Origin of the sequence: Microbacterium sp. HMWF026, from assembly GCF_003061325.1 — a bacterium.
In the GTDB taxonomy this organism is placed as follows: Bacteria; Actinomycetota; Actinomycetes; order Actinomycetales; family Microbacteriaceae; genus Microbacterium; species Microbacterium testaceum_E.
This window is the reverse complement of record NZ_QAJB01000299.1, coordinates 1-5,716: the sequence shown is the minus strand read 5'-3', so window position 1 is coordinate 5,716 and position 5,716 is coordinate 1. Positions and strand designations below refer to the sequence as shown.

Genomic DNA, 5,716 nt, shown 5'->3' with positions numbered 1-5,716 from the left:
GGAAAGTCCCGCGAGCGGAGCGGGCCCCGGCGCGCGAACCGCCGTCCCGGCGGCGATGTCGGCGCCCCCTCGTAGACTCGACGGGTGCCGAACCCCTACGCTTCCCAGCTCGCCGCGATCCCCGTCGTCCGGCGCGAGGCGAGCGTGCTCGGCGGCACGACGGCCTACTGGGTGTACGGAGACGACGACGCCGACACCACGATCGTCGCCGTGCACGGCTTCCGCGGCGAGCACCACGGTCTCGAGCCGGTGGTGGCGCATCTTCGCGGCATCCGGGTCATCTCACCCGATCTGCCCGGTTTCGGCGAGACCGCTCCGCTCGCCGGGCGCGCGCACGATCTCGACACGTACGCCGCGTGGCTGCGCGCCTTCGTCGAGCAGGTCGCTCCCGGGGCGGTCGTCCTCGGCCACTCGTTCGGCTCGATCGTGTCGGCCGCAGCCGTCGCCGGCGGACTCGCGACGCCCCGTCTGATCCTGGTCAATCCGATCGGCGCTCCCGCCCTCGAGGGGCCCCGCGGCATCCTGACCCGACTGGCCGTGTTCTACTACCTCGCCGGGGCCCGATTGCCGCGTCCCCTCGGCGAGCACCTGCTGCGCAACGGCCTCATCGTGCGCGTCATGAGCAACGCGATGGCGAAGACCCGCGACCCCGCGCTGCGGCGCTTCGTGCACGAACAGCACGACGAGTACTTCTCGCGCTTTGCCGACCGCGACGTCCTGCACGAGGCGTTCGTGACGAGCGTGTCGCACGACGTGCGCGAGTTCGCCCCCCGCATCGCCCAGCCGACCCTGCTCGTCGCGGCGCAGAAAGACGACATCACCCCGATCGAGGCCGAGCGTCACCTGGCGACGCTGTTCCCGGATGCCGAGCTGGTCGAGATCCCCGAGGTCGGACACCTCATCCACTACGAGACGCCGCAGGTCGCGGCATCCGCGATTCGGGAGTTCCTGGCGGGGGAGTGACGAAGACCGCGTCGTGCCCGCGTCAGGCTGGCGTCTCCGCCTTCCGGCGGCGGTAGGCGTTGACGTTCATCCGGTTTCCGCAGTTGCCCGAGTCGCAGTACCGTTTCGAGCCGTTCTTCGAGAAGTCGACGTAGACGCCGTCGCAGTCGTCGGCGTCGCACACGCGGACGCGCCCGTACTCGTCGGCGCGGATGACGTCGACGAACGCCATCGCCGTCTCGATGAGCATGCGCTGAGCGAGGTGGTCGGACGCCTCGGACGCGTGGATGTGCCAGTCGAACTCGTCGTGACGCACCAGCTGCGGCAGTGCCCGTCCGTCGCGCAGCATCGCGTTGACGAGGGGCACCGCGTCGTCGCGATCGACGTTCCACAGCCGCTGGATACGGGAGCGGATGCCGCGCACCGCGGCCAATTCGCGGTCGTCGCGCACCCGCGAGCCCGTGTAGGTGTGCCGCTCAGCGAAGTCGTCGAGCTCGGCCATCGTCGTGAGGCTGTCGACCCCGCTCGCCTCGGTGTGGGGCAGGGTGTTGACCAGCTCGACGGTCGCGCGCAGCACCAGTTCGGTGTCACGGATGAAGACCATGTTGACTCCTGACATTCCCAGGTCGTACTGTCACGAGTGTAAACGTTCTTGACCCCTGACAGCAGGCCCGCATGACCACGTCGTCCGTCACCCTTCCCCGTCCCGTCCGCCACGGCTCCGGCGCCGTCACGGGACTGCTCATCGCCGTCGCCTCGGCCCTGGCCTTCTCGTCCAGCGGCCCCTTCGTCAAACCGCTGCTCGACGGCGGGTGGTCGCTCGGCGCCGTGCTGCTCGTGCGCATGGGCGTCGCCGCCCTGCTGCTCTCGCCGGCGCTGATCACGGCCGTCCGCCGTCAACGCGGCTTCGTCCGGCGCCACGGCCTGCTCATCCTGGCCTTCGGGCTGACCGCGGTGGCCGGATGCCAGGTGTTCTACTTCGCGGCGATGCAGCGGATGCCGGTCGCCGTCGCCCTGCTGATCCAGTACATCGCTCCCGTGCTCATCGTCGTCGCCGTGTGGGTGCGCACGCGCCGGGCACCGTCGAAGGCCGTCCTCGTCGGCTCGGTCGTCGCGATGACCGGACTCGTGCTCGTGGTCGACATCAGCGGCGCGCGCTTCGACCTGCTCGGCACGCTTTTCGCGCTCTGCGCCGCGGTGTGCGCGGCCGCGTACTTCGTCATCGCCGGGCGCACCGGCGACGACCTGCCGCCCCTCGCCCTCGCCGCCGGCGGCCTGCTCGTCGGGACAGTGCTCATGGGCGCCCTCGTGGGCGTCGGGGTGCTGCCGTTCGCCGCCCCCTCGATCACGGTGTCGCTCGCGGGGCTCGAGGTGCCCGGCATCCTTCCCCTGCTCTGGGTGGGTGCCGTGGCGACGACCCTCGGCTATGCGCTCGGGGTGATCGCGGTGCCGCGGATCGGCTCGAGACTGGCGTCGTTCGTCGGCCTGAGCGAGGTGCTGTTCGCGCTCGGCTTCGCCTGGCTGCTGCTCGGCGAGGCGCCCGCGCCGATCCAGTTCGTCGGCGGCGCGCTCATCCTCGCGGGGGTGGTGCTGGTGCGCCTGGATGCCGGGAGCCCCGCCGAACCGGAGGCCGAGACGTCGAGCATCCCCGTGGTGCCGTCGCCCTAGACGCGAGGGGCGGGGCCCGGCGTCAGGCGTGCTCGCGCGCGAGACGCATCAGCGGATCGACGCGGTAGCCGATCACCTCGCCCATCACCAGAGACGTCTCGGTGCGCTCGACACCCTCGATCGCGAGGATGCGCGCGTCGGTGTCGAACAGGTGCTGCGTGTCGCGGCACGCCACGCGCACGAGCAGATCGACCTGTCCGCTCAGCCCGTGCGCCTGCAGCACCTCGGGCACCTTCGCCAACTCGTCGCGGATCGCCGGCAATTCGGCCTGGCGCACCGTCACCTGCAGGAACGCCTCGATGGGGAACCCCAGCGCCTCGGCCGACAGCGTCCGCTCGAACGACAGGAACACCCCGCCGCGCTCGAGCCTGCTCATGCGCGCCTGGACGGTGTTGCGCGACAGGCCGAGCTTCTCGGCGAGCGCAACGACGGTGGCCCGCGGATCGGCGGACAGGGCGCGGAGGAGGTCGAGGTCGACCGCGTCGAGCTTGCTCATGCTGCGAAACATTAGCAGTGCGGCTGCCTCGCGCAATGCGCACTGTGCTCAATATGGCGGCGAGGTCTTGAGCGGGGTGCATTCCGCGCGTACGGTCGGCCACGTCGGCGCCGTTGCCGGCACCCGGACCGCCCGGGCTCTCACGAGGAGCCCCGGGCCGCACCTGGAGGGATGACGATGACGTACACCCAGACCACGCCGGAGCAGGGGACCGCCGACCGCGGACCCGCCGGCACCCGCGGCGACGTGGACGACGTCGTCCGCCTGCTCGACGTCGACGGCACGCGCCTGCCCGACACCGAGCTCGACCCCTTCATCGCCGACCTGTCGCCGCACGAGCTGCGCGCGCTGCACCGCGACATGGTCCTCACCCGTCGCGTGGACGCCGAGGGCGTCGCCCTGCAGCGCCAGGGACAACTCGCCCTCTGGGCGCCGTGCCGCGGACAGGAGGCCGTCCAGGTCGGCACCGCCCACGCCCTCGCCCCCGGCGACTTCGTGTTCCCCAGCTACCGCGAGCACGGCGTGCTGCTCGGTCGCGGGGCGAAACCCGCCGACTACGTCCTCGCCTGGCGCGGCGAGGAGCACTCCGCGTACGACCACACCACCATCAACGCCGCACCACCCCAGATCATCATCGGGGCGCAGTCCCTGCACGCCACCGGGTGGGCCATGGGCGCCCAGCGCGACGGCTCGACCGACGTCGCGGTCGCCTACTACGGCGACGGCGCCACCAGCCAGGGCGACGTCAACGAGGCGATGGTGTTCGCCTCGTCGTTCCGCGCGCCCGTGGTGTTCGTCTGCTCGAACAACCAGTGGGCGATCAGCGAACCCGTCACCGTGCAGGCGAAGTACCCCATCGCGGGCCGGGCGCCGGGGTTCGGCATCCCGAGCATGCGCATCGACGGCAACGACGCCCTCGCCTGCGTCGCCGCGATGCGCTGGGCCCTGGACCGCGCCCGCCGTGGAGACGGACCGTCGTTCATCGAGGCGGTGACCTACCGCATGGGCCCGCACACCACGAGCGACGACCCCACGCGCTACCGCGACGCGGACGAGGTCGAGGCGTGGACGCGCCGCGACCCCATCGCCCGCCTCGAGGCGTACCTGCGCGCCGAGGGCGTGCTCGACGACTCGGGACTCGACGAGGTCGCCCGCGCGGCCGACACGCTCGCGGCCGAGGTGCGCGCCGCGTGCATCGGGGCCACCACCCGCGACCCCGGGACGATGTTCGACCACGTCTACGCCGAGCCCCACGCCGCGCTCGCGCAGCAGAAGGCCGACTACCTCGACTACCTCGCCGGCTTCGAGCAGGAGGGCGACCGATGAGCATGCTCACCCTGGGCTCGGCCATCAACGCCGCCCTCGCCCGCACCCTGCAGGACGACGACAAGGTCCTGCTCATGGGGGAGGACATCGGCAAGCTCGGCGGCGTCTTTCGCGTCACCGACGGTCTGCAGCAGCGTTTCGGCGCCCAGCGCGTGATCGACAGCCCCCTCGCCGAGGCCGGGATCGTCGGCACCGCGGTCGGACTCGCCCTGCGCGGTTACCGCCCGGTCGTCGAGATCCAGTTCGACGGGTTCGTCTACCCCGCGTTCGATCAGATCGTCTGCCAGGTCGCCAAACTGCACTACCGCAGCAACGGACGGATCCGGATGCCGATGGTCATCCGCATCCCCTGGGCCGGCGGCGTGGGAGCCGCGGAGCACCACTCCGAATCGCCCGAGGCCTACTTCGTGCACACGGCGGGCCTGCGCGTGGTCGCCGCCTCGAACCCGCAGGACGCGTACGTGATGCTGCGGCAGGCCGTGGCATCCGATGATCCCGTCATCTTCTTCGAGCCGAAGAGGCTGTATCACTCCAAGGGCGAGGTCGACCTGGATGCCGATCTGGCCGACGCCCCGCCGATGCACCTCGCCCGCGTGGCCCGCGAGGGCACCGACGCCACGATCGTCACCTACGGCGCCCAGGTGCGCACCGCGATGGACGCCGCGCTCGCCGCGGAGGACGAGGGCATCTCGCTCGAGGTGATCGACCTGCGCTCGCTGTCGCCGCTGGACATGAACACCGTCGCCGCCTCGGTGCGCAAGACCGGACGCGTCGTCGTCACCCACGAGGCCGCGCGCGAGGCGGGGGTGGGGGCGGAGCTGGTCGCGAGCATCACCGAGCAGTGCTTCCACCACCTCGAGACGCCGCCGCAACGCGTGACCGGGCACGACATCCCGTATCCGCCGTCGAAGCTCGAGAAGCACCACGTCCCCGACCTGGACCGGATCCTGCACGCCGTGGACCTCGTCCTCGAGCGCGGAGCGGGTTCGGAGGTGCTGTCGTGATCGCCGAGTTCCGCCTGCCCGATCTGGGCGAGGGTCTTCCCGAGGCCGAGATCGTGCAGTGGCTGGTCGCCGAGGGTGACGACGTGACGCTCAACCAGACGATCGCCGAGGTCGAGACGGCCAAGGCGATCGTCGAGATCCCCTCGCCCTACGCGGGCACCGTGCAGGGCCTGCACGCCGCGGCGGGCGACGTCGTGGCGGTCGGGTCGCCGCTGGTGTCGTTCGCGGTGGAGGGGGCGGATGCCGGGAGCCCGGCGGCGGGCACGGGGGCCGGCACGGC

The 5,716-nt window shown here is 71.6% G+C and carries 7 protein-coding genes; 5 read left to right on the top strand and 2 right to left on the bottom strand.

The annotated features are described in order from the left end of the window. The first annotated feature begins 84 nt into the window (after positions 1–84). Positions 85–963 carry an alpha/beta fold hydrolase gene (locus DBR36_RS11680; protein ID WP_108319573.1) on the top strand — a complete coding sequence of 293 codons (879 nt, stop codon included), beginning with the start codon at positions 85–87 and terminating at the stop codon, positions 961–963. A 22-nt stretch (positions 964–985) separates the two neighbouring features. Here the strand turns inward: DBR36_RS11680 and DBR36_RS11675 are convergent, their stop codons facing one another. Continuing rightward, positions 986–1,546: a CGNR zinc finger domain-containing protein gene (locus DBR36_RS11675; RefSeq protein ID WP_108319571.1), complete on the bottom strand. Its 561-nt coding sequence runs from the start codon at positions 1,544–1,546 to the stop codon at positions 986–988. A gap of 71 nt (positions 1,547–1,617) precedes the next feature. On the opposite strand from DBR36_RS11675, the gene DBR36_RS11670 reads away from it, so the two are divergent. Beyond that, a complete protein-coding gene (locus DBR36_RS11670; RefSeq protein ID WP_108319569.1) occupies positions 1,618–2,610 on the top strand; it encodes a DMT family transporter in 993 nt (330 codons plus the stop codon). A 22-nt stretch (positions 2,611–2,632) separates the two neighbouring features. Here DBR36_RS11670 and DBR36_RS11665 read toward each other — a convergent pair whose 3' ends face one another. Then, positions 2,633–3,106 carry an Lrp/AsnC family transcriptional regulator gene (locus DBR36_RS11665; protein WP_108319574.1) on the bottom strand — a complete coding sequence of 158 codons (474 nt, stop codon included), beginning with the start codon at positions 3,104–3,106 and terminating at the stop codon, positions 2,633–2,635. A gap of 171 nt (positions 3,107–3,277) precedes the next feature. Here DBR36_RS11665 and pdhA point away from each other — a divergent pair, with 171 nt between their 5' ends. The 3 genes from pdhA to DBR36_RS11650 form a co-directional block, all read left to right on the top strand. Further along, positions 3,278–4,432, top strand: coding sequence for a pyruvate dehydrogenase (acetyl-transferring) E1 component subunit alpha (gene pdhA, locus DBR36_RS11660; protein WP_108319567.1), 1,155 nt, complete (start codon positions 3,278–3,280; stop codon positions 4,430–4,432). Next, the gene (locus DBR36_RS11655; protein WP_108319565.1) at positions 4,429–5,436 is read left to right on the top strand and encodes an alpha-ketoacid dehydrogenase subunit beta; all 1,008 of its coding nucleotides are present in this window, start codon (positions 4,429–4,431) and stop codon (positions 5,434–5,436) included. The genes pdhA and DBR36_RS11655 overlap by 4 nt, the downstream gene beginning before the upstream one ends. Beyond that, the coding region (locus DBR36_RS11650; RefSeq protein ID WP_308810954.1) for a biotin/lipoyl-containing protein at positions 5,433–5,716 on the top strand (284 nt) is incomplete at its 3' end. The genes DBR36_RS11655 and DBR36_RS11650, both read left to right, overlap by 4 nt.